Genomic DNA, 23,362 nt, shown 5'->3' on the forward strand with positions numbered 1-23,362 from the left:
ATAAGTCCACTTAATATAGATTAAAAGGGAGAGTAGATAAGCTTTAAACGGCAAGGCATTTTCCACAACGATTATTGCTCTGGTTCATAAATTGAATATAAACGTGAATGCCGAAGGAAATGAAAATGACATTCAATTAGCGTTTCTAAAGGAGCAAAATTCCGATGAAGTGCCAAGGTATTATTTTAGCCTTCCTTTGCCTATTTCCTCTTTTTTCAATTTTTGATTACCATTTACTGGTGGGCTCTAGTGTAAATCAGCTAAGAGCATATTGCCTAAAAAATGAGTATATTTTCCCTTTTTATCTATTTTCCTTCAAAAAAACCAACTTCTTTTCTTTTCTCTAACCAGGAAATCATTTATAATAAGTTTAGTTGGAAAACAGTAGCGTTTCCATTTTAGAATGAGAACTTACAAAAAAGCACTTTTACTAAGAAGACTATAGGAACTACAATAAAATTTGATTCCTGGTAATCTGTTTCAGACAGTAGCGCTGCTAACAAAGCCGAAAAGCATCCTTATGGATGTTTTTCGGCTTTTTTTCGTTTTTATCTTAAATTAAGAAAAGGAGTGAAAATGAATGATTTATTTTGTTGACCAGTTGAAAAACCGGGTTCATCGCCGAGTGTTTGCAGGGGATGCCGGCGGATTTTCATCTATACTTATTAAGAAAAGAGAATTTACGGATTCTCCTGCGTCTATTCTTCAGTTAGAAGAGAAGGATTTTAATCGTGAATGCCCCAACTTCCAATCCTTCCAGATGTTTCATAGCTACTTTACAAAGTTGGAAAGGGGATTTTCCTATGAACTTTAATAACGTCAAGGTTTTTCTTAAAACGATGTGCGAATACAATACAACGAAGATCGATCAGGTCTTCACGACTGAAGAAGGCTACAGCTTATCTATTCGGTGTCTTCCCGGTACACAGACATTTGAAATAACCAATTCACAGACACAAGAAATTATTCAAAACGATTCCATTGAGGAAACAGCCCACTACATTGTGGCGTTTATAACTTCCCACAATTTATCCATTAACTCCTGATTACTCAGGAGTTTTTTTGGATTTTATCCTTGAGAACCGGGTAAAAATCCTTGAGCTCGTCCTGGAATTCTCCGAAGGCTGAGAAGTGCCTAAAAGATACCTACATATTAGAAGCGACCTCCAATGAAAAGCTGCAGGTTGAATATTGCACGTCGATTGATCAAGTTCTTCATAACAGCAAATAGAGGGAATTCCCAGCATTCTTCGTCGGTTCTTCTAATTCCTGGCGGCTTATTTATGAGGTTCAAGAATGAAAACCGTGTAGCCTAAATCCGTTTCAAAATTCCAGGCCAAGAAGGTTTCTGCCGTTCTTCTTTTTAATACTGCTTCAAGTTGGACTGCCTGCAGGCTTTTATTTTCCAGCGGCCGCTTGGCCAGCCGCAGTTCTTCTTCCAAGCCATTTTTGATCAATTCCTTTTCGAGTGCCACCAGAATTCCCGAGCGCCTGACCAGAACCGTTCGGTCGTTTAGCCAATAAGTTTCGATGCACTCCGGAATTTTCTGTACATTCCCACTTGCTGTTTTTATACGTGCTGTAAATTCTTCTTTATCCACTCCTTCTGGCCACTCATTCGTCTCTTCTTGACCTATAGCGTTCAAGCCTCCGATAAGCAAACCTGTCTCTTTTTCCAGGTCCCAATCGGCATAGAGCTCTTTTATATCTAAGCCCGCTATTTTTTTTAATTCCTCCATAATTTCCTCCCGCAGATCCAGCATCAACAAATCCCTCGTCTTTAAGATACGGTTTCGTTCATTGCGCTTCAGCAGCATTTTTTCTATTGGAGCCAGGAATCCGCGAAGATGGACAGCCAGGAAAGGCGGCCGGATTATTACATATACCGAAGTCGGGCCTTTACCAAAATGGTTACGCAGGAGCATGGACACATAGCCGCCGATTTCCGCTTGCTTAGTTTGTTCGTTTGTCATGCATAAACCTCCTTCATTCGAAGAAAGAACCTGGTTTAAGCCCTTTTTTCATATACAAGCAAGCCTGAAGATGGACTATTCCATCCAGGCTTTCAACACTAAAACGATATAGGATTTGTCTCTCTTGAAATCCCAGTCGACGAACAATTCACTGATTTCCTGGTCCAAAACAGCTTCTGCATTGAGGGAGGCCAGCAATTGGTGATCGAGCGGGCGCTTTGCCAGCCGCAATTCTTTGGTGGCTCCATTTTTGATCAATTGTGTTTCAATCTCAACCATGGTGCCGGTGCGTTCAATTAAAATCGCATTGTCATCCACGCGGTAAATTTCCATCTCATCCGGTTCTTTTTCTGTCTTTTTGCTGAGCTGGATGACTTGCTTCCGCAGTGCCTGTTTGCTTTTATCCTCTGGCCATTTGTAGGTTGCACTCGCCTCATGTCCATCCATCACGGCAATGAGCATCCCGGTTTCCTTCTTTAGGTTCCAATCGGCATAGATTTCAAGGATGGCGTGACCGGTGATCTCCCCCAAATCGGTTTTCAAGTCGGTTTTCAGTCCTTCCATTAGCAAATCCCTCGTCTCCAACAGACGTTTCATTTCATTGCGCTTTAGGAGGATTTCTTCTGTCGGCAAGAGAAAATTGGATAGGTGGACGAGGATGAAAGGCGGCTCAACTGCAACTTTTACAAAAGCAGAGGTATTATTGAAATGTTCACTAAGAATGGACGAAATGTGCTGCTCAATTTTGGTCCGGCTTGATCGGCCATTTCTCATGAGATAATCTCCTTTCTGAAAAAGAAAGAACATCCGCTGAACGTTTGAAAATATAATTAAATTGACACCAAACCTGTTACCTGCCCGGCTTCTGGCTGTCTCGCCTGGGCTTCCTCTATCCTTGTCTTACTAGTTGCCTTCGAGATATATCTTAACTGCCTCTGTTCCGATTACTTTATTTTACTCCTTTTTTCAGAAAATTCCATACAGTTTTTCTGCTTGGTGAATGATCTAGAACCGCTTTCTTTCACTAACCATGGTCAAATCCCATTAATAAACAACTACTGAAATAAGTCATGTGCAAACAAAATAAATGTGAGGAAATTACGTTTACTATTGTAAAAACGAAACTTAAAAGAGAAAAAATTCAAAGCCATAGAAAATAATAAAAAACATCTCTGCCTAAAAAGAATTTGCTTAAATTCCGATTGATTCTTTAACGCTTTTGGATATTTTCTTCATCAATTCAGTTAAATCAAAACAATTCTATATTACGTTCATTTATTTCGAATTGCAGTTTTGTTTCCCTTACTTTCGAGTTCCTCCAAAAATAAGAAACAGCCTAACTCATAATGAGCTAGGCTGCTTTATTTCCCTTAAAAATCTCTTCAAGCTATCTTAATGCCCCGCAACGTCCCGTTTGGTGAAAGCGGTCCAGGAAGCTGCGACAAAAATCGCCAAATAGACAATTAATACGATAATCGAAAACGTCAAGGTCATGCCTTCGACGACCGGCGTGTTGCCCTCAGCATATTGGACAAGGTTGGTGTTGGCAAACAAGATGAATTTCGCCCACTCGTACTGGGAAACAAATGCGACCAATGTGTTGCCGGCCATCATCAGGAAGATGGCTAGCCCGATGGCCATGCCGCTGCTTCTGAAAATCGTTGATATCATAAACGCAAATGAAGCCATCATCAAAAGTGTCACCATGCTCAAGCCGTAGTCTTGGACAATTTCTCCGATAACGCCTGTTTCCACAAATCCGCCGTTTAACTGTTCCATGACAAACGTCGGCGACAAGCCGTTCAAGCCGAAGAACAACGCTCCGACAATCCACGAAAAGATCAGCAGCGATGCCAAAAGCGTCAAAGCAAATAGTAACACCGACACAAACTTGGACAATAAAATGACCGAGCGTGAAATCGGGCGGATCAACAACAGTTTGATGGTCCCCCATTTAAATTCATTCGATACGATGCCCGCTGCTACGATGATTGTAAACAATGAAATGACGGACGTAAAAGCGGCATTTTCCAACACATATTGCCAGCCGTCATAAGGCTTGGGTTTGATGTTATTTTCCAAGTAATAATTGTTTTTCTCAATCAGCGACAAATTCGTGAATTCGGCGAATTCGTCTTTTTCCATTTCTTTGGTCAAGCTGACGTTTTCTTCTTGCAGCTCGGTCTTCCAGTTTTCACCATAGTCGTTCATGCTGATGCCGGTGTCCATGAATTTATTGATCAATCCTCCACCTAAAGCGATTACGGCAAGAAAAGCGATCATGATCCACGTTGATTTTTTGGCGTATAATTTGATTTGCTCGTTTTTAAGCAAGTTCAGAAAATTATTCAATTGTGTTCTCTCCAATCAAATCAAAGAATTTGTCTTCCAGTGTTGATTGCTGCACACGGACACCGTAAATTTGAATGTCGCTTTCCATCAAGCTTTTCAAGATTCTTGGAATTTCTTCCCGCGTCGCCGCAAGAAACAGTTCTTTTTTCTCGATGGCGACCGGCCGTTCCTGCTGGGTTTCCAAAATCAGGCGAGCCGTTTCCAACGGTTCTGCTTCAATATACAATTCGCTCAGCGCATTGTCTTTTTTCACTTCTTTGACGGATTCGATGGCAATCAATTCACCGTTTTTGATAATGCCGATGCGGTCGCACATCAATTCAATTTCGCTTAATAAATGGCTTGAAACAATAACCGCCACGTTGTCTTGTTCTGCCAATCTTCTTATGTATGTACGCATTTCCCGGATGCCGGATGGGTCCAGGCCGTTTGTCGGTTCATCCAAAATCAAGATGGACGGTTTGTGCAATAATGCTTGGGCGATTCCAAGGCGCTGGCGCATTCCTAATGAATACTTGCCGGCTTTTTCATGAATGGCTTTTTCCAAGCCGACGAGCGCCACCACTTCGTTGATGCGTTCTTTGGTGATGCCGTGATTCATTCGGGCGTAATGCTCCAAGTTTTTCCACCCGCTTAAGAACGGATACATTTCAGGGTTTTCTACGATGGCTCCGACATGCCGAATCGCTTCTTTGAAATCGGTTTTAATGCTTTTCCCTTCGATCAGCACATCACCCGCAGTGATATCCATCAAACCGACCATCATGCGAATCGTCGTTGTTTTCCCCGCTCCGTTCGGGCCAAGAAAACCGAAAACTTCGCCTTTATTGATTTCAAAATTCAGCCCTTTGATCAGCTGTTTATTGCCGATCGACTTTTTCAAATCGATCAGCTGCATTGCCGCTTTTTCCAAATCGAGCACCTCCAGATTAAGTATCCTTATTGTATACGGACCAAACTGTGAAAAGTTCCCAAAAATTGAATTCTTCTTACTTTTTACTCCCAAAAGAAAACGCATCCGGTTTTTCCGGATGCGTTTTCTTATTCCGCGCTGCTCTTATCCAAATCGCTTTGTTCCGGCATGGCTACGACTTCCCAAAGGTGCCCATCGAGGTCTTGGAAACTCCACGCATACATGTATTCATCGTCCATCGGATCATTAGAAGCTTTTCCTCCTGCTTCAAAAGCTTTGTTGACGATATCGTTGACGCCTTGGCGACTGTCTGCTGAAAGGGCAATAATCGTTTCTGTGTTTTTTGTTGCGTCCGTCAATTGTTTTTTAGTGAATGTTTGAAAGAAGGTTTCAGTGAGAAGCATGACGAACATATTCTCCCCGACAATCATGCACGTGGCATTTTCATCGGTCATGTCTGGATGAAAATCAAACCCCAATTTCGTAAAAAACTCCACTGATTTGTTCAAGTCTTTAACGGGCAAATTGACGTAGATTTCTTTCGCTTGCAAAGCCATCTTATCCTTCCTTTCTATTCTTTTATTTCTTGCTCTATTGGTATTCGTTCAACACACACAGAGTCCTGCTTGAATTAAAAGAAATTCGGACGTCTTCACCTATAAATTATCGACATACTGTTTGGCTTCCAGCAGCGTAAAACCGAACGCTTTTCGGGCTTCTTTGACCGCTTTGATCGCTTGGCCACCGTTTTTCAGCCGGCGCAATTCCTCAATGATTTCCCGGTCTCGCTCATTGTCCGGGACCGACAACCGATTGATTTTTTCATTTAAGGTTTGGATCCGCGCTTCCATTGCCCGCAGCCGCTCGTTTAATGAGGAATAAACAAGCGAAGCCATCACCAGCAGTCCCCCGCCGATGATCAATCCCCACGATACATCCATTTCGTTGCCTCCTATGTTTGACGACTTTCTTTTTCTAAAAGACGCATTCCTTTTTGATAAAAGCCTTCCATATCTTCTTTCGGAACCAATGCCCCGCCGGTTGCCCAGACGATGTGCGTCGCGTGAACTGATGCAGGGGCATACGATGAAGATCCAACTTTATGCGGTCCAGCCAATCCTGCAGTAGCGGATGGCTCCACGTATATGCCTTCGCTGTCTGCTAAAAGCATGAGCAGCTGGAACAGCTCCTCATCTTCTAGCGTATAGATGCCGCTGACAAGCTGTTCGCTGATGCCCGATGCAAAGCTTGATGGACGCCCGACCGCCAGCCCGTCGCCTTCTGTGCAATTATCAATGCCAAAATCCTGGACAGCAACTTTATCTTTTTCGCCTGTCATTAAGCCGACCAATACAGCCGGTGAATGCGTCGGTTCTGCAAAAAAGCAATGGACATAGTCCCCATACAGTTGTTTCAAGCCGAACGCAATTCCGCCTGGCGCCCCCCCAACCCCGCAAGGCAAATAAACAAAAAGCGGATGGTCTCGATCGACCACAACGTTTTGTTCTTGGAGCTGCTTTTTCAGACGGAAGGCAGCGACGCTATAGCCAAGGAATAAATGCCGAGACTTTTCGTCGTCAATAAAATAAGCGTTGGGGTTTTGCTTCGTTTGTTCACGGCCATTAGTAATCGCTTCGCCAAAATCACCGGCAAATTCATGAACGATGGCGCCTTTTGCCCGCAGCAACTCTTTTTTCCACGGTTTAGCATCTGCTGACATGTACACCGATACATTGAACCCTAACTTCGCCCCGATGATGCCGATGCTGAGACCCAAGTTTCCAGTAGAACCGACGCCGATGGAATAATCGCTGAAAAACCGCTTCATTTTATCGCTTGCGAAAACTTCGTAATTATCTTCTTTTGAGATTAACCCCGCCTTTATTGCCATTTGCTCAGCGTGTGCCAACACTTCATATACCCCGCCTCGCGCCTTGACCGATCCAGCTATCGGCAAATCGTTGTCGCATTTCAAATACAGCTCTCCTGAAATTTCTTTTTGATACAGTTCATTCAGCATTGATTTCATAGCTGGTATGGGACGCAGCGGCGATTCAACAACCCCTTTTGTTAGGGCAGCATCCGGAAATTCCTTTGCCAAATAAGGGGCGAACCGCTGCCACAACCGTTCCGCTTGTTCCATGTCTTTTATGGAAACCGGCAGAGCTGGGAAGTCTCCGCTTTTTTTAAGCTTCAGATTCAGCCAGACCACCGGCTCTAAATCGACCACTTTTTTTAATAGCGGATATTCCTGCACCCAGCTATCCAATTCCTGTTGGCTGAAAGCCATTGCACTCATCCTTTCCTTTTTGCCGTACACCCAACTGCTCTTATTAACTAAATTCGCCGCAAAATGAAAAGTTCCTTGTTTGATTTCCAGCGCAAAATTTGAAGAGTTATAAAAACAAATACGAAGAACCCGTGAAAACTAAAGCGGAAATGATTTCTTCGAAAATAAATGCAGCTTCTATAGTATAATGATGCTAGCAAATATGCCTTTTGAAGAGGAGTTACACATGATTATCTTAATCGATAACCACGATTCGTTTACATACAATTTGGTTCAATATTTCCTGCAAATCGATCCTGCCGTTTCGGTTTTTCAAGACGGCGACATTTCTATAGCCGAACTGGAAAACTTATTACCCGACTTAGTGGTTTTGTCCCCAGGCCCTGGCAAACCCCGCCCTTCGGAAATCTTGCAGGAGTTGAGCGACCGCATTCCTGTATTGGGCGTTTGTCTTGGCCACCAGACCATCATCGAACATTTTGGCGGCAGCGTCATCAAAGGCCTCCAGCCCGTCCATGGCAAGCTTTCGTTGGTGAGCCACGACCAGTCGGGCCTATTTAACGGAATCCCAAATCCGACTTCGGTTGTCCGCTATCATTCGCTTGTCGCTGATGAAGAAAGCATACCATCTGTTTTAACGGTCACTGCCCGTTCTGAAGACGGTGCCATTATGGCCGTGCGCCATAAAACACTGCCCGTCGCCGGCATCCAATTCCATCCGGAATCGATTTTGACGGCAGACGGTTTTGCCATGCTGCAAAATGCGTATGTTCAGGCAGTTGAATGGAAAAAGAATTCTCTTGGAGGCAAAACAAATGGAAAACCCTTACCTGCTAGTTGAATTCCCGGACGAAGACGGAGTGATCCAGCCGCTCGTATTTGCCAATCCGGTCAACATCTTGCAAACCGACCGGCTAGAAGCGATTCCAAGGCTGATGGCGGATGTGGAAAAAGCGCTTCAAGCCGGATTCTACGCCGCGGGCTATGTGTCTTACGAAGCGGCTCCTGCTTTCAACTCAAATATGGCTGTCCAACAAAATCCCAAACTGCCGCTTGTTTGGTTCGGCATCTTCAAAGAACCTGCTCCTCTTGCTGAAGAATTTGAATCAAGCGGCGAGTATGCGGTGTCCGATTGGCAAATGGCCTCGTCTACCAGCCACTATAAATCAGGCATCAAACAAATCAAGCAAGCCATCGAAGAAGGCGATACATACCAGATCAATTACACCGAGCGCCTCCATGCCCGCTTCCAAGGAGATGACCGGGCGTTCTATCGCCAGCTGACGAGGAATCAGCAAGCCGGCTATAGCGCTTATATGAACTTGGGAAATACCCGAATTCTTTCCGCTAGCCCTGAATTGTTTTTCCGGGTCGATGGCGGGAAAATCACCGCTAAACCCATGAAAGGCACAGCGCCCCGCGGCAGGTTCTTAGATGAAGACCAGGCCAATTTAGAGAGATTGCTGGCATCCGAAAAAGAACGGGCGGAAAACTTGATGATTGTTGACTTGCTGCGAAATGACATCGGGCGGCTCGCCAAATCCGGAACCGTCACCGTGCCTCGCCTATTTGAAGCTGAAGCCTATCCGACTGTCCATCAATTGACGTCGACCATCGAAGCCCGAATCGAAAAATTGGCAACGGTCTTTAATTGGTTTCAAGCGCTGTTTCCGTGCGGCTCCATTACCGGCGCCCCAAAAATCAGCACCATGAAGTACATTGCTGACTTGGAACAAACTCCCCGCGAAGTATATTGCGGCGCCATCGGCTATATCACACCGCAAAAAAATGCCGTCTTTAACGTGCCGATCCGGACCGTCATCATCGATAAGGAAAAAGAAACGGCTTTATACGGCGTCGGCGGAGGGGTTACGTGGGATTCCACTTCTGAAGGCGAGTACCAGGAACTGCTGACGAAAGCCCGTGTCTTGTCCGAACGGCGGCCGGAGTTTGAACTACTGGAATCTCTGAAGCTGGAGAACGGAACCTATCCCTTGCTTCGCTATCATTTGGCTCGCATTGCCGATTCCGCACATTATTTCAACTTTTCGTTGGATCAGCAAGCGCTGGAACAGCAGCTTTCGAACACTGCAATAACGAATTCAGAAGGAAGCTTTAAAGTGCGGGTATTGCTCAGTAAAACTGGAGCTGTGGCGATTGACGCACAAGCCGTTTCAAAAATCGCAGAACCCGTAACATGTGTTCTTGCCGCTTCACTCGTCAATAGCCGCGATCCGTTTTTATTCCATAAAACGACCAATCGGCGCGTGTACGAAGAACACCAATCAAACTTCCCTGATGCTTTTTCGGTTTTGCTCTGGAATGAAAAAGAACAATTGACCGAATTCACCTTCGGCAACTTGGTATTGGAAACGGACGGCAAGTTTTTCACTCCGCCCATCACTTGCGGTTTATTGCCCGGAACGTACCGGCAAGTTCTTCTCGATGAAAAGAAAATCGAAGAAAAGGTTTTGAGCAAAATTGATTTGAAAACTGCAGACGCCATTTGGTTCATCAACAGCGTTAGAGGCTGGTTGAAAGTGAATATGGTTGACTAACAAGGAGAGCACCCGTCTTTAGTGACGAGTGCTCTTGCTGGTTTTATTGCTGCTTCTGTAGTTAATTTTCATATTTCGATCAAAAGAAAAAGCCAACCCGCAGGTCAGCTTTTTAATGTGCCAGCTTTCAAGTTTTCATGCCAGTCGGCGAGCATCGGCAAATCTTCTTGCCGGATCGCGTTCGTTTGAATCGCTTCTTCGACAAGCGATGGGAAGTCCGTCAGCGTGTGGAACGTAAAGCCAGCGCCTGTGATGGCATCAATCGACTGCGGCAAATCGTAGGTAAAAATGGCCGCAATGCCCAGTACGTCAAATCCGGCTTCTTGAAGCGCCACTGCCGCTTGCAGCACCGATCCGCCTTTTGAAATTAAGTCTTCCACGACGACCACTTTTTGCCCCGCCACCACTTTACCTTCAATCATATTGCCCTGCCCGTGTTCTTTCGCTTTTGATCGCACATAAACCATTGGCAAGTCCAGCAAATCGCTGACCCATGCAGCGTGTGGAATGCCGGCTGTCGCTGTGCCTGCCACCGCTTCACATTCCGGATAATGCTGGTGGATCAATTCGGATAAGCCTTTGGCGATTTCTTTTCGCACGTTTGGGTACGACATTGTCAAGCGATTATCGCAATAAATCGGCGACTTTACGCCTGACGCCCACGTAAACGGTTGTTGCGGGCGAAGTTCCACTGCCCCGATGCTCAATAATTGACGCGCAATTTCTCTTCTCATACCGCATCGCTCCATTCATTATTAATTTGTCCATAACTTACAGCCGGGTCAGTCGCTTTCGTAATTGCTCTACCAACAACAATGTGGGTTGACCCGTTCTTCCGAGCTTCTTTCGGCGTCGCCACGCGCTTTTGGTCATCGGCACTGACATTTGCCGGCCGGATTCCCGGTGTGACGCGCAAAAATTCTTCACCGCATGCTTCTCCAATTGCTCTTGCCTCATGTACGGAACAAACCACACCGTCAAGGCCCGCAACATGCGCGCGCTTTGCGTAATGCAACACCGATTCTTCCAGGCTCGCCGCAATCAGCTGGTCGCTGTGCATCGCTTCTTCGCTTGTCGACGTCAATTGGGTTACGGCGATCAATTTCGTTCCATTATTCCCAAGTCCGCGTTTGGCGGCTTTCATCATTTCCAAGCCGCCCGCCGCATGGACATTAACCATATCAACGCCAAGCTTTGCAAGCCCGCGCATCGCCGACTCCACTGTATTTGGAATGTCGTGAAGCTTTAAGTCCAAGAAAACGGCATGGCCCAACGATTTAATGTATCGGACTAATTCCGGCCCTTCTTGATAATAAAGCTCCATGCCAATTTTGACGAATAGCGGTTCATTAAAATTAGCGAGGAAGGCTTCCACTTCGTTTCTTGATGCAAAATCCAGTGCAATAATCGGTTTATTCACAGACGGTGGCTCCTTCCGACAAGTTCTTCTACCGAATCAAGTCCAAGGTTGTGGAGCTTTTCAGGCAGCTGGCCGATAATTTCCGGACATACGAACGGATTGACGAAATTGGCGGTTCCAACCGCTACTGCATTGGCGCCGGCTGACATAAAGTCAATCGCATCTTCCACTGTCGCAACCCCGCCCATGCCAATAATCGGCAAGTCGGTTTGCTTGCGGACTTCATACACCATGCGCAGGGCGACCGGCTTGATGGCAGGGCCGGACAATCCGCCGGTAATGTTGGCGATGATGGGACGCCCTGTTTTTTGATCAAGCCGCATGCCAAGAAGCGTGTTGATCATCGTCAGCCCATCCGCTCCGCCTTCCTCCACCGCTTTGGCGATCGACACAATATCGGTGACGTTTGGCGACAGTTTAATGTATACCGGTACGGATGACACGTCTTTTACGGCGCTCGTCAACTCTCTTGCAATATTTGGATCTGTCCCGAAAGTAATGCCGCCTTGTTTTACGTTCGGGCACGAAATGTTGATTTCCAGCGCATGGACGTTCGGCGACTTGGAGATTTCCCGCGCCACTTCGACATAGTCCTCAGTAGTCGTCCCCGCCACATTGGCAATGATTGGCACATCAAACTGTTCAAGCCACGGAAGTTCCGATCCCGCCACTTTTTCAAGACCTGGGTTTTGCAGCCCGATGGCGTTCAGCATGCCAGAAGCTGTTTCTGCTACGCGCGGCGTCGGATTGCCCAGCCGCATTTCGACCGTCGCCGCTTTGATCATGATGGCGCCAAGCTGTGACAAATCATACAGCTGGGCATATTCTTTGCCGAACCCGAAGCAGCCGGATGCCGGCATGATCGGGTTTTTTAATTTCAATCCTGGAAGAGTTACCGTTAAATTTGTCATGCAATCACTACTCCTGCTGGAAATACCGGGCCATCCGAACAAACTTTGATGTAATCCGTTTCACTTTTTGTCGTGCGGCAGACGCAGGCAAAACAGGCGCCGATGCCGCAGCCCATCCGCTGTTCATAAGAGAGGAATCCTTTTTTCTCAGGGTACGCCCATTGAACGGCTTCGAGCATCGGCGTCGGCCCGCAAGAATAGTAGGTGTCAAAGTCCTTCGGCAATTCATTTAAAATATGGGTAACAAAGCCTTGAGTGCCGTGAGAACCGTCGACGGTAGCAATATGCGTGTCGCCGAGCTCTTTGAATTTTTCTTCATAGAATACTGCTTGCTTGCTTTCAAACCCTAAAATATGGACCGTTTCAATGCCTTTTTCATTTAGCTGTTTTGCCAGTTCATAAAGCGGCGGCACCCCGATTCCTCCGCCGATCAAATAGGCTTTTTTCTCAGCCTCTTCAACCGGAAAGCCTTTGCCGAGCGGGCCTAAAACATCCAGCCCGTCGCCTGCTTTTTTCTCGGCAAGAAGCGTCGTGCCTCTGCCTTCTGCCCGATAAATCATCGTAAATTGCTTAAGCTCTGGATGGATAGCGGCGACCGAAATGGGACGGCGCAAGAGCGGCTCAAAGCTGTCCGCTACCCGCACGTGGACGAATTGCCCCGGAGATGCCATTTCAGCTGTTAGTTCCCCTTGAACGGTCAGTTCAAAAATATGATGGGCGATTTTTCTCTGGTTGATGACTTGCATACGCTCTTGTTTGATCATAGGCCAGCGCCCATTTCTTCAGCGGAGAACGTCATCGATTCGATGACGCGCAGCATCGCTTCAGCTGTATCTAGAGAGGTCATGCACGGAATGCCGTTTTCGACCGATTCCCGGCGGATTCGGAAGCCGTCTCGTTCTGGTTGTTTGCCTTTGGTCAACGTATTAATGATGATTTGCGCTTCCCCATTTTGAATTACATCGAGCAATGTTTTGCCTTCTGCTCCAATTTTCCCGATAGTGGTTACTCGGACGCCTGCTTTTTCAAAGATGTTTGCTGTGCCTTCAGTCGCCATGATGTGATAGCCGATTGATTTAAAACGCTTCGCTAAGCCAATTGCTTCTTCTTTGTCTTTGTCGGAAATGGTCATGAGCACACAGCCGTGGTCTTTTACTTCCATACCGGCAGCTGCCAAGCCTTTATACAGCGCTTTTTCAAGTGTGATGTCTTTGCCCATCACTTCGCCGGTTGATTTCATTTCTGGCCCAAGCGTGATGTCCACTCTTCTCAGTTTCGCAAACGAGAACACCGGCACTTTGACATAGACGCCTTTTGACAGCGGCGCAAGCCCAGGCGTATAGCCTTGGTCAATGATGCTTTTTCCAAGAATCGCTTTTGTGGCAATATTGGCCATTGGAATATTCGTGATTTTGCTCATAAACGGCACCGTCCGGCTTGACCTTGGGTTGACTTCGATAACGAAAATCTCACCTTTTGAAATGACGTATTGAATGTTCAACAAGCCAATGATATTCAAGCCTTTTGCTAGGCGCGTCGTATAATCGACTAATTGATCGAGCTGCTCTTGTGAAATGTTTTGCGTCGGATAAACTGCGATGGAATCTCCTGAATGCACCCCTGCCCGCTCGATATGTTCCATGATGCCAGGAATTAAGACGTTTTCACCGTCGCAGATTGCATCCACTTCGAGCTCAATCCCGGTTAAGTAGCGGTCGACCAATACCGGGTGTTCCGGGCTCGCTTCCACTGCGTGCTCCATATAGTAGTTCAAGTCTTTTTCGTTGTAGACAATTTCCATCGCGCGGCCACCTAAGACATACGACGGTCGAACCAATACCGGATAGCCGATTTCGTTTGCAATGGTTACCGCTTCTTCCGCATTTACCGCTGTTTTTCCAAGCGGCTGCGGAATGCCGATTTCATGCAAAGCCGCTTCAAATTTATTGCGGTTTTCCGCGCGGTCAATGTCTTCTAACGATGTGCCAAGTATTTTCACTCCGTTTTGCTCCAGCTTGTCTGCCAAGTTGATCGCTGTTTGTCCGCCGAACTGGACGACAACCCCTTTTGGCTGCTCCAAGTCCACAATATGCATAACGTCTTCAATCGTCAGCGGTTCAAAATACAATTTATCGGAGATTGAGAAATCTGTTGAAACTGTCTCCGGGTTATTGTTGATAATGATTGCTTCATATCCTGCTTCTTTGATTGCCCATACCGAATGCACCGTTGCGTAATCGAATTCAACGCCTTGGCCGATGCGGATCGGACCGGATCCCAGTACGATGACACTTTCTTTTTCTGTCTTGACCGATTCATTTTCATCTTCATACGTGCCGTAGAAATAAGGCGTTTCAGATTCGAATTCAGCGGCGCACGTATCGACCATTTTGTAGACGGGTATCAGTTTTTGTTCTTTGCGCCAGTTGTAGACTTCTTGTTCTGTCGTGTTCCACAGTTTTGCAATGGTCCGGTCGGCAAAGCCCATGCGCTTTGCTTTTTTAGCTGTTGCGAAGTCGTATGGGTTCGCCTGTAAATCCATTTCATACGATACGATGTTTTGGAACTTCATCAAGAAGAATAAATCGATTTGGCTCCAGTCGTGGATCGTTTCAATCGTAACGCCGCGGCGCAGCGCTTCCCCGATGAAGAACAACCGCTCATCCCCTGCACGGCGGATCCGTTTTTCAATCCATTCGTCGCTCATCGATTCTCCATGTTTCAAATCCAAATGGTATTGGCCAGTTTCGAGTGAGCGCACGGCTTTCAATATTGCTTCTTCAAAACTGCGGCCCATCGCCATTACTTCGCCGGTCGCTTTCATTTGCGTCCCCAAATTTCGTTTTGCCGACTCGAATTTATCGAACGGCCAGCGTGGAATTTTCGCGACTACATAGTCAAGCGCTGGTTCGAACGCAGCGTACGTTCGTCCAGTTACCGGATTGATCATTTCGTCGAGTGTCAGCCCCACCGCAATTTTTGCCGCTAGCTTTGCAATCGGATAGCCCGTCGCTTTTGAAGCAAGAGCGGATGAACGGCTGACTCTCGGATTGACTTCAATGATGTAGTATTGGAAACTGTTCGGATCAAGTGCCAACTGCACGTTGCAGCCGCCTTCGATTTTCAACGCTCGAATGATTTTTAATGAGACATTGCGCAACATCTGATACTCGCGGTCAGACATTGTTTGGCTAGGCGCCACAACAATCGAATCGCCCGTATGGATGCCGACTGGATCGATGTTTTCCATATTGCAGACAACGATTGCCGTGTCGTTGGCATCGCGCATCACTTCGTATTCGATTTCCTTAAAGCCAGCAATCGATTTTTCAAGAAGGCACTGCGTCACCGGGCTGTATTTCAACCCGCTCGTGACAGTTTCCAACAAGTCGTCGTCATTATGGCAAATGCCTCCGCCGGTTCCCCCAAGTGTAAATGCCGGGCGGACGATGACCGGATAGCCAATTCGCGCTACAAATGCTTTTGCTTCGTCCATATTGTGGATGATGTCTGAATCGGGCACCGGTTCTCCTAGTTCGTTCATCAACGTCCGGAACAAATCGCGGTCTTCCGCTTTGTGGATTGCCTCCAATTTTGTGCCAAGAATTTCGATATCCAATTCATCTAAGATTCCTGATTCGTGCAGTTCGATTGCCATATTGAGACCTGTCTGCCCACCAAGCGTCGGCAGCAGCGCATCCGGCCGTTCTTTACGGAGAATGCGGCTGACAAATTCCAGCGTGATCGGTTCGATGTACACTTTATCGGCGATTTCTGTATCCGTCATGATCGTCGCCGGGTTTGAGTTGATTAACACAACACGGTAGCCTTCTTCTTTTAACGCTAGGCACGCTTGCGTCCCTGCATAATCAAATTCGGCAGCTTGTCCGATAACGATCGGCCCTGATCCGATCACGAGTATGGTTTGAATATCTTGTCTTTTAGGCATATTGCTGCTCCTTTCGAGTTGCGCTCATCATGTCAATAAAACGGTCAAACAAATAGTTCGAATCTTCGGGTCCTGGTGAGGATTCCGGATGGTATTGGACCGTGAAAGCCGGGTAGTCTAAATGGGTCAGCCCTTCGATCGTGCTATCATTTAATGCCGTATGGGTTACCGCTAAACGTGTTCCTTCAAGCGTCTTTTCATCGACCGAGTAGCCGTGGTTTTGCGAAGTAATTTCTACACGTCCCGTCGTCAAGTCTGTAACCGGGTGATTGCCGCCGCGATGGCCGAATTTCAATTTGTACGTATCTGCTCCACATGCGCGTGCAAACAATTGGTGCCCAAGGCAAATGCCGAACACCGGCACTTTCCCTAACAGTTCACGGACCACTTCGACACATTCTTCTACATCTTTCGGGTCTCCAGGACCGTTCGACAACATTACGCCATCTGGACCCCAAGCTAAAATTTCCTGTGACGTTGTGTTATACGGAACCACAATGACGTCGCAATCGCGGTTGTTTAATTCGCGCAAAATGCCATGCTTCATGCCGTAATCGATCAAGATGACGCGTTTCCCGCGTCCTGGACTTGGATATGGGCGCGCTGTCGATACTTGCGCTACTTGGTCTTTCGGCAAATGAATGCTTTGTAATTCCTGGACGATTTCTTCAACGTCCACATCTTCCCCAGCTGCCGTCAAAATGCCTTTGATGGCCCCTTTGGAACGGATCAAGCGTGTCAACTTGCGCGTATCAATTTCTGCAATTCCCGGAATGTTTTTTGCTTTGAACAATTCATCCAGTGTCGAATTGCTTCTGAAGTTGGAAGGGAACTCAGCCAGTTCACGCACTACCAATCCTTTCGCAGCCGGTGTAATAGATTCAAAGTCATCGCTATTGATGCCGTAGTTGCCGATTAACGGATATGTCATGGTGATTATTTGTCCGCAGTAGGATTGATCCGATAAGATTTCCTGATAGCCCGTCATGCTTGTATTAAAGACGATTTCACCCACTGATGCATCGTCGCTGCCAAATGCCATTCCCTCAAATACCGTTCCGTCTTCTAAGATCAAATAACGTTTCATTAATTCGTCTCCTCCTGCCATACAATTTGTCCACCAAAAATCGTCATGACCGGCCAGCCTTTGCAGTTCCAGCCGCCGAACGGTGTGTTTTTTCCTTTTGATAAAAAGTTGTCAACATTGATTTCCTGTTCTTTGTCCAAATCCAGCAGCACCAAATCCGCTGTTTGCCCTGTTTCCAGCTTTCCGTAAGGCAACCCGAACGTTTCGCATGGCTTTTGCGCCATCCAGCCAATCAATTGCTCGAGCGTCCATGTTCCGGTTTCAACAAAATGTGTGTACAAAAGCGGAAACGCAGTTTCAAAACCGACGATGCCAAACGGCGCTTTCGCCATGCCGTTAGTTTTTTCTTCCAGCGTATGCGGCGCGTGATCGGTAACGATAAAATCAATTGTGCCGTCAAGCAATCCTTCGTGCAGCGCCGCAACATCTTCTTTCGCACGCAGCGGTGGATTCATCTTATAATTAGCATCGTCTCCTGGAATATCTTCGTCGCATAAGAGCAAATGGTGTGGACATACTTCTGCAGTGACTCGTACGCCTGCTCGTTTAGCATCACGTATCACCCGGACCGATTCTTTTGTGCTGACGTGGCACACATGGTAATGCGCACCGGCAGCTTCTGCCAACAATATATCGCGTGCAATGTGCACCGATTCTGCAATGGAAGGAATGCCTTTCAGCCCAAGTTCTGCGCTTCGTTTGCCTTCATGCATGACGCCGTCATAAATTAGCGTATTGTCTTCGCAATGCGCGATGACCGCCATGCCGATTTTTGCTGCATCTCGCATCGTTTCGTACATCATGCCTGCCTGTTGAATGCCGACGCCGTCATCAGTAAACGCAAACGCGCCGTTTTCTTTCAGCTCCTTCAAATTTGTTCGTTCTTTTCCTGCTTCCCGTATCGTGATGGAAGCGTACGGCAAAACCCGGACGAGCGCATTTTTTTCGATTAACGAGTTGACATGCTGCAGATTTTCTTTCGTATCCGGCACCGGACGCGTGTTTGGCATGGCGCAGATTGTCGTGTAGCCGCCTTTTGCCGCCGATTTCGTCCCACTTTCAATCGTTTCTTTTTGCTCGCCGCCCGGTTCACGCAAATGCACGTGAACATCCACAAACCCCGGTGCGATCATCCGGCCTTTGCCGTCAATTTCTTGTTCTCCATTCGGAGAGAGTTGGTTGCCAATTTCTTCGATTTGCCCGTTTGCAACCCGTATGTTAGTAGGAGCCAATTCTCCGTTTTGAAGCATGTTGACATTTTTGATGAATAAACTCATTCTCAATCTCTCCCTTTCAATGCATATTCGAGTACGGCCATGCGGACATGAACGCCGTTAGCCATTTGTTTGAAAATCCGTGACCGTTCGCATTCCACTAAGCTGTCAGCGATTTCCACACCGCGGTTGATCGGCGCCGGGTGCATAATGATTGCGGAATCTTTCATTCGCCGCTCGCGTGCTTCTGTCAACCCAAACGTTTCGTGGTAGGCGTCTTTCGAAAACAGCGCCGATACCGCGTGCCGTTCATGCTGCACCCGCAGCAGCATCAAAACATCCGTTTCTTCAATAAATTCATCAATATTGCTTGAAGATTTGAATTCCCCGCTCCATTCTTCGGGGCAGACAAACGAAACGACCGCTCCCAATTTTTCCAGCGCAGCGGCATTTGACTTCGCCACCCGGCTATGGGCAATGTCTCCAACAATTGTGACCCTAATGCCTTCGAACGTCCCAAACTCTTGCTCTATGGTGAATAAATCCAGTAAGCTTTGTGTCGGGTGCTGCCCCGAACCGTCGCCGCCGTTGATGACGGCCAGCCCACAGTTTTCCAGCTCTTTGTAATACGCTTCGTCTTCGTGCCGAATGACCACCGCGTCCACTCCGATCGCTTCAAGCGTCCGCACCGTGTCATACAAAGTTTCCCCTTTTAACACACTAGAAAATGAAGTGTCGAACGGCAACACCGCCAGCCCCATTTTATGCTCCGCCATTTCAAAGCTCATTTTCGTCCGAGTGCTCGGTTCAAAAAACAAATTGACGACCGTGCCCGTCAACTCTTCTTTTTCACTTTCCTGAAACGCCTTTGCACGATTTAACAAGTGCAAGATTGTTTGATTATCCAAGTCGTTCATCGATAGCAAATTCGGCAACTTCATCCCATCCTTTCCGTAAAAAAACACCTTCCGAGTGCTGGAAGGTGTGAAGGAATAAGGGCATACTGCACCCTTATTCAAACCCTTTCCATGCCTCTCTGGACAATTCATTAAAAGGTGTATTATTTAGTTCCGTCGTCTAACTCTTCTTTATTGCGTCCAGGCAGGACTAAGTTCAGCACGACGCCGACGATTGCTGCGAGGGCCATGCCGCCCACTTGGAACGTCTCACTGAATTCGATTTTTGCGCCGCCGATTCCGATGACCAAGATGACAGAGGCAATGACCAAATTGCGTTTGTCGCCAAAGTTGATGTTGTTGTCTACAAGCATCCGAAGTCCGGAAGATGCGATGATTCCGAAAAGCAAGATTGAAATTCCGCCGAGTACAGCTGTTGGAATTGTCGCAATCGCTGCCATTAATTTGCCGGCAAACGAGAAGATGATGGCGAATATGGCAGCGCCGATGATGACGTAAATGCTGTAAACTCGTGTGATGGCCAAAACGCCGATATTTTCACCATATGTCGTTTTTGGCGGCCCTCCGACAAGAGAGGAAATGAAAGTTCCGATGCCGTCCCCAAGTATCGAACGGTGCAGCCCCGGATCTTTTATGTAGTTGCGGTTGACGACTTTACCAAGCACCAGCTGGTGGCCGATGTGTTCCGAAATCGTGACGATGGCAATCGGCACCATAACGAACAGCAAAGTCGGGGTAACTTGGAACGAATAGTCGACGCCCGGAATTAAGAAGTCGGGTGAAGCAATCCATTTCGCTTCGCGTATGGGAGTAAAATTAATGATGCCAACAGCTGCTGAATAAGCGTAGCCGACTAAAATCCCGATCAACACCGGCATCAAAGAGATGATGTTTTTAAAATAGATTGTGCAAATGATGGCCGTAAGCAAGGTGACAAGTGCAGCTGAAAAATGAATCAAGCTGTATTGTTTTACTTCGTTTACCGTGATGTTCATGGCCATATCGACCGCAGTACCAGACAGCGCCAGCCCGATGACGATGATGACTGGTCCAACGACAATTGGCGGCAACAATCGCATGAGCCATTGGTAGCCTGTTTTCCAAATGATGAGAGAGACGATGGCGTACACGAACGAAACGAACATGGCGCCGATCATGGCTGATCCGATGCCTCCCGTTTCGGTAGCGATGGTTATCGGTACAATAAATGCAAACGAGGAGCCGAGATAAGCCGGCACTTTAAATTGGGTAATTAAAATGAAGATGATCGTTGCTATGCCGCTTGTAAGCAGTGCGATTGCCGGGCTTAATCCTACTAATTGAGGAACTAAGATGGTCGCGCCGAACATCGCAAACATATGCTGCAAACTCAGCGAGATCCATTGCACGGCTTTTGGTTTGTCTTGTACATCTAAAACGGCTTCATTCACTTTCTGATCTCCCCATTCTCTCTATTCGTGGATTGCGACTCGGTCTTTGCCGTCGCTTTCTAGCATTTGGACAACGATGCGTTCGTCGCTTGAAGTCGGAATATTTTTTCCGACGTAATCGGCGCGTATCGGCAGTTCCCGATGCCCCCGGTCGATCAAGACCGCCAATTGAATTTGCGCTGGCCGGCCAAGGTCCATAACGGCGTCCATTGCTGCCCGGACGGTTCGGCCTGTGTAAAGCACATCATCAACCAAGACCACTTTTCTGTTGGAGATGTTATGGGCAATGTCTACTTGCTGCACGAGCGGTTCCTGGTTTTTCGTTTTGACACTTAAATCGTCCCGGTAAAGCGTGATGTCGAGTTCCCCGGTCATGATCGGCTTGCCTTCGATTTTTTCAATTCGTTCAGCAAGGCGTTTTGCGATAAATGCGCCTCTCGTTTTAATGCCGACCAAAATGCACTCGTCAATTCCTTTATTGCGTTCGATGATTTCATGGGCGATCCGGGTAATTGCCCGTGCGACTGCCTTGTCATCCAAAATATCTGCTTTTTCTACCATGGGTTCCACTCCTTCTCAAAATAAAAAACCTCTTGCCGGAGGGCAAGAGGTTATATTCGCAGTAAATTAGACACGGAAGACAGACTTCCGGCTTTGCGTAAATACCTTCTCAGCCTCTCTGGACTGTATTAAAGGTGAAGATGTATTCGATTCGTTAGGTTTAGTATAGCGATAGCTTTCGCCGTTTGTCAATCTTTCTTTCGAAGCGACTCCAAAAGATCCGCATATTCTTGCGGCGGCTCAGCTGAAAACTCCATGTATTCACCTGTTCTCGGGTGGTTAAAACCAATCACTTCTGCATGCAGAGCTTGCCCGCCAATATCCATTGTTTTCTTCGGTCCGTACTTCGGATCTCCTACTAGCGGGAAGCCGATATACTTCATGTGAACACGGATTTGATGAGTGCGGCCAGTTTCAAGACGGCATTCAACAAGTGTGAAATTACCAAAGCGCTCTAAAACCCGGAAATGCGTCACGGCATGTTTGCCTTTATCGACAATGGCCATATTTTGGCGCTCTTTTGCATCTCGTGCAATCGGCGCATCAATTGTCCCTTTGTCATGCGGAATATGGCCATGGACCAACGCTACATATTTTCTCGTTACAGTCTTTTTCACCAATTGGTCTACAAGCGATGTATGAGCAGCATCATTTTTCGCTACCATCAAAAGCCCGGACGTATCTTTATCAATCCGGTGGACAATCCCTGGACGCACCACGCCATTGATCCCTGAAAGATCTTTGCAGTGGTACATCAAGCCGTTGACAAGCGTGCCAGTAGAATGGCCAGGAGCTGGATGGACAACCATCCCTTTTGGTTTGTTGACGACCAATACGTCTTGATCTTCATAAACGATATCCAAAAACAAATCTTCTGCAACTACATCAAGTTCTTCAAGCAATGGCGGCGTTACAATGATGACATCGTCCAACCGCACTTTGTAGTTTGGTTTAACCGTTTCTCCATTTACTTTTACAGCGCCTTCTTTTACCCAATTTTGGATCTGGGAGCGCGACCAGTCTTCGTCGATTGAAGAAACAGCTTTATCGACGCGTTCGCCGGCCATTTCTTCGGTAATTTCTATTGTTAGTTCTTCCATTAAGACACCTTTTTCTTTTCTTGTTTTTCGTCAATTATGATAAATATGATCATGAGAACGACACCCACCGTCAAAGCGGCATCAGCGACGTTGAAAATCGGGAACTCGTAGTTGATGACTGGGATCAGCACATCCACAAAATCCACTACTTCCCCACGCAACATCCGGTCAATGAAATTCCCGACCGCACCGCCAAGCAGCACCATCAAGCTTAATTGGAACAACGGCTTGCCTTTTGCATGCTTATGGAAATAATACAGAATGGCTCCAATTACAGCAATTGTGATAATTGCAAACAGCCACATCTGCCCTTCAAGCATTCCCCAAGCAGCGCCCCGGTTACGGTGCGACAGCCAAGCAAGATACGGATCCGCCAAAATGATGCGTTCACCCAATTCCATATTTTTCAAAACCAACCACTTTGTCCACTGATCTAAAGCAATGATCAGCGCAGCAATTCCATAATAAATAAACATGCGTTTCCTCCGTCAATTCATCAGTCAGTCTATTTTACCACAGAAGAGTTGAAAGCGTAAGCGCCGTTGCGAGTTGCTTCGCTTTTATAAGAGTTTACTTTCTACAAACCGCTTCGGTCGCTTTGGGTAAGGCAAAGACGATTGCTCCTGCACAAGCTCGTCGCAAAAGAGGTCCCCAAATCCTTTGGGTCCCTCTTTGGCTCCCACAATG

23 protein-coding genes are annotated in these 23,362 nt (G+C 46.9%); 4 read left to right on the top strand and 19 right to left on the bottom strand.

What is annotated here, in order from left to right; genetic code table 11:
- The first annotated feature begins 580 nt into the window (after positions 1-580).
- Both ACRRQV_RS05165 and ACRRQV_RS05170 read left to right on the top strand, forming a co-directional pair.
- Positions 581-814 (top strand): hypothetical protein, encoded by a 234-nt coding sequence (locus ACRRQV_RS05165; protein WP_432528369.1) that lies wholly within the window; start codon positions 581-583, stop codon positions 812-814.
- Positions 804-1,046 carry a hypothetical protein gene (locus tag ACRRQV_RS05170; protein WP_432528371.1) on the top strand — a complete coding sequence of 81 codons (243 nt, stop codon included), beginning with the start codon at positions 804-806 and terminating at the stop codon, positions 1,044-1,046. The genes ACRRQV_RS05165 and ACRRQV_RS05170 overlap by 11 nt, the downstream gene beginning before the upstream one ends.
- A 231-nt stretch (positions 1,047-1,277) precedes the next feature.
- Here ACRRQV_RS05170 and ACRRQV_RS05175 read toward each other — a convergent pair whose 3' ends face one another.
- The 7 genes from ACRRQV_RS05175 to ACRRQV_RS05205 all read right to left on the bottom strand — a co-directional run bounded on the left by ACRRQV_RS05175 (position 1,278) and on the right by ACRRQV_RS05205 (position 7,528).
- The gene (locus tag ACRRQV_RS05175; RefSeq protein WP_432528373.1) at positions 1,278-1,973 is read right to left on the bottom strand and encodes a Na-translocating system protein MpsC family protein; all 696 of its coding nucleotides are present in this window, start codon (positions 1,971-1,973) and stop codon (positions 1,278-1,280) included.
- 75 nt (positions 1,974-2,048) lie between these two features.
- Positions 2,049-2,747 (bottom strand): Na-translocating system protein MpsC family protein, encoded by a 699-nt coding sequence (locus ACRRQV_RS05180; protein WP_432528375.1) that lies wholly within the window; start codon positions 2,745-2,747, stop codon positions 2,049-2,051.
- Between the two features lie 618 nt (positions 2,748-3,365).
- Complete coding sequence (locus ACRRQV_RS05185; RefSeq protein ID WP_432528377.1) at positions 3,366-4,325, bottom strand: ABC transporter permease; 960 nt, start codon at positions 4,323-4,325, stop codon at positions 3,366-3,368.
- Positions 4,318-5,238: an ABC transporter ATP-binding protein gene (locus ACRRQV_RS05190; RefSeq protein WP_432528379.1), complete on the bottom strand. Its 921-nt coding sequence runs from the start codon at positions 5,236-5,238 to the stop codon at positions 4,318-4,320. Before ACRRQV_RS05190 ends, ACRRQV_RS05185 begins: the two co-directional genes overlap by 8 nt.
- 128 nt (positions 5,239-5,366) lie before the next feature.
- Positions 5,367-5,795 (bottom strand): VOC family protein, encoded by a 429-nt coding sequence (locus tag ACRRQV_RS05195; protein WP_432528381.1) that lies wholly within the window; start codon positions 5,793-5,795, stop codon positions 5,367-5,369.
- Between the two features lie 99 nt (positions 5,796-5,894).
- On the bottom strand, positions 5,895-6,179 hold the full coding sequence (locus tag ACRRQV_RS05200; protein ID WP_432528383.1) for a hypothetical protein: 285 nt from the start codon (positions 6,177-6,179) through the stop codon (positions 5,895-5,897).
- Positions 6,180-6,190: 11 nt separating this feature from the next.
- The gene (locus ACRRQV_RS05205) at positions 6,191-7,528 is read right to left on the bottom strand and encodes a D-serine ammonia-lyase (protein WP_432528385.1); all 1,338 of its coding nucleotides are present in this window, start codon (positions 7,526-7,528) and stop codon (positions 6,191-6,193) included.
- A gap of 226 nt (positions 7,529-7,754) precedes the next feature.
- Here ACRRQV_RS05205 and ACRRQV_RS05210 point away from each other — a divergent pair, with 226 nt between their 5' ends.
- Both ACRRQV_RS05210 and pabB read left to right on the top strand, forming a co-directional pair.
- On the top strand, positions 7,755-8,369 hold the full coding sequence (locus ACRRQV_RS05210; RefSeq protein WP_432528387.1) for an anthranilate synthase component II: 615 nt from the start codon (positions 7,755-7,757) through the stop codon (positions 8,367-8,369).
- Positions 8,344-10,086, top strand: a complete 1,743-nt coding sequence (gene pabB / locus ACRRQV_RS05215; RefSeq protein WP_432528389.1) for an aminodeoxychorismate synthase component I — start codon at positions 8,344-8,346, stop codon at positions 10,084-10,086. The genes ACRRQV_RS05210 and pabB overlap by 26 nt, the downstream gene beginning before the upstream one ends.
- A gap of 104 nt (positions 10,087-10,190) precedes the next feature.
- On the opposite strand, the gene pyrE is transcribed toward pabB, so the two are convergent.
- The 12 genes from pyrE to lspA all read right to left on the bottom strand — a co-directional run bounded on the left by pyrE (position 10,191) and on the right by lspA (position 23,151).
- Positions 10,191-10,820 carry an orotate phosphoribosyltransferase gene (gene pyrE, locus ACRRQV_RS05220; RefSeq protein ID WP_432528391.1) on the bottom strand — a complete coding sequence of 210 codons (630 nt, stop codon included), beginning with the start codon at positions 10,818-10,820 and terminating at the stop codon, positions 10,191-10,193.
- Entirely contained in the window at positions 10,817-11,506 is a 690-nt protein-coding gene (gene pyrF / locus ACRRQV_RS05225) for an orotidine-5'-phosphate decarboxylase (protein WP_432528393.1), read from the bottom strand. Before pyrF ends, pyrE begins: the two co-directional genes overlap by 4 nt.
- Positions 11,503-12,417, bottom strand: coding sequence for a dihydroorotate dehydrogenase (locus tag ACRRQV_RS05230; RefSeq protein WP_432528395.1), 915 nt, complete (start codon positions 12,415-12,417; stop codon positions 11,503-11,505). Before ACRRQV_RS05230 ends, pyrF begins: the two co-directional genes overlap by 4 nt.
- Complete coding sequence (locus ACRRQV_RS05235) at positions 12,414-13,181, bottom strand: dihydroorotate dehydrogenase electron transfer subunit (RefSeq protein ID WP_432528397.1); 768 nt, start codon at positions 13,179-13,181, stop codon at positions 12,414-12,416. Before ACRRQV_RS05235 ends, ACRRQV_RS05230 begins: the two co-directional genes overlap by 4 nt.
- On the bottom strand, positions 13,178-16,366 hold the full coding sequence (gene carB, locus ACRRQV_RS05240) for a carbamoyl-phosphate synthase large subunit (protein ID WP_432528399.1): 3,189 nt from the start codon (positions 16,364-16,366) through the stop codon (positions 13,178-13,180). Before carB ends, ACRRQV_RS05235 begins: the two co-directional genes overlap by 4 nt.
- Positions 16,359-17,453, bottom strand: coding sequence for a carbamoyl phosphate synthase small subunit (locus ACRRQV_RS05245; protein ID WP_432528401.1), 1,095 nt, complete (start codon positions 17,451-17,453; stop codon positions 16,359-16,361). The genes carB and ACRRQV_RS05245 overlap by 8 nt, the downstream gene beginning before the upstream one ends.
- The gene (locus ACRRQV_RS05250; protein ID WP_432528403.1) at positions 17,453-18,730 is read right to left on the bottom strand and encodes a dihydroorotase; all 1,278 of its coding nucleotides are present in this window, start codon (positions 18,728-18,730) and stop codon (positions 17,453-17,455) included. Before ACRRQV_RS05250 ends, ACRRQV_RS05245 begins: the two co-directional genes overlap by 1 nt.
- A gap of 2 nt (positions 18,731-18,732) precedes the next feature.
- Positions 18,733-19,602, bottom strand: a complete 870-nt coding sequence (locus ACRRQV_RS05255) for an aspartate carbamoyltransferase catalytic subunit (RefSeq protein WP_432528405.1) — start codon at positions 19,600-19,602, stop codon at positions 18,733-18,735.
- 125 nt (positions 19,603-19,727) lie between these two features.
- Complete coding sequence (locus tag ACRRQV_RS05260) at positions 19,728-21,014, bottom strand: uracil-xanthine permease family protein (RefSeq protein WP_432528407.1); 1,287 nt, start codon at positions 21,012-21,014, stop codon at positions 19,728-19,730.
- Between the two features lie 21 nt (positions 21,015-21,035).
- Positions 21,036-21,575 carry a bifunctional pyr operon transcriptional regulator/uracil phosphoribosyltransferase PyrR gene (pyrR, locus tag ACRRQV_RS05265; protein ID WP_432528409.1) on the bottom strand — a complete coding sequence of 180 codons (540 nt, stop codon included), beginning with the start codon at positions 21,573-21,575 and terminating at the stop codon, positions 21,036-21,038.
- A 188-nt stretch (positions 21,576-21,763) separates the two neighbouring features.
- Entirely contained in the window at positions 21,764-22,675 is a 912-nt protein-coding gene (locus tag ACRRQV_RS05270; RefSeq protein WP_432528411.1) for an RluA family pseudouridine synthase, read from the bottom strand.
- Complete coding sequence (gene lspA, locus ACRRQV_RS05275; RefSeq protein WP_432528413.1) at positions 22,675-23,151, bottom strand: signal peptidase II; 477 nt, start codon at positions 23,149-23,151, stop codon at positions 22,675-22,677. The genes ACRRQV_RS05270 and lspA overlap by 1 nt, the downstream gene beginning before the upstream one ends.
- Between the last annotated feature and the right edge of the window lie 211 nt (positions 23,152-23,362).

The organism is Planococcus sp. YIM B11945 (genome assembly GCF_050864155.1).
In the GTDB taxonomy this organism is placed as follows: domain Bacteria; phylum Bacillota; class Bacilli; order Bacillales_A; family Planococcaceae; genus Planococcus.